At 59.4% G+C, this 633-nt stretch carries 1 protein-coding gene; it reads right to left on the bottom strand.

The features are described 5' to 3' along the window. A partial coding sequence (gene gspN, locus J5224_RS33705; RefSeq protein WP_264629225.1) for a type II secretion system protein N occupies window positions 1–483 on the bottom strand: 483 nt, incomplete at its 3' end. Window positions 484–633 lie beyond the last annotated feature (150 nt).

The raw sequence follows: 633 nt of genomic DNA, 5'->3' as shown, positions 1-633 counted from the left end.
CGACAGCGATTGGCATCCACGCGGATCGATAACCGCTTGTTGCAGTCGCAACTGCACGTTCCCTTGTGCGCTGACCGGGACAATCAGCGGCAATTTATTCACCACGTAAGCCGCCGGAACAGACACCTGCCACTGGAAAAGTTGCGCCTGCTGCCAGCCCCGGATCACACCTTTACCGCGCGGCCCGTCGGGGCTATCGAACGTCAGCGCCAGCGCGGGCATCAGGTCAGAGAAGGTGACATCCCAGCTCACCGCGCCCACATTGCTACCGCGCCAGCGAACCACATCAACCTGCCCGTGCCAGACGGTGCCGCTAACACCGTTAACCGCCAGATCCGGCGGTAGCCATCGCGTCAACAGCCGCGCGGGGGCATCCAGCGCCAGGAAAAACAGATAGCCCAGCATCAGTAACAGGGCACCCAGCACTTTCGTTTTGAACGCTAGCCCCTTGTTTGCGTCAGTGTGGAGAGCATTAGCTTTCATTAACACGCTCCATCACCAGTTTGCTGATATCAACCCTGCCGGGCGCACCGTCCACGGCATTCACATCAAGCTGGAGCACGCTCACACCCAACTGTTCCATCTCACCCAACCACTGCATCAGCAAGGTGAAATCACTGCGCTCCAGCGTCA

This window comes from Candidatus Symbiopectobacterium sp. NZEC135 (assembly GCF_025962695.1).
Note: the sequence above shows the minus strand (reverse complement) of the source record. Positions and strands in the feature narration are given on the sequence as shown.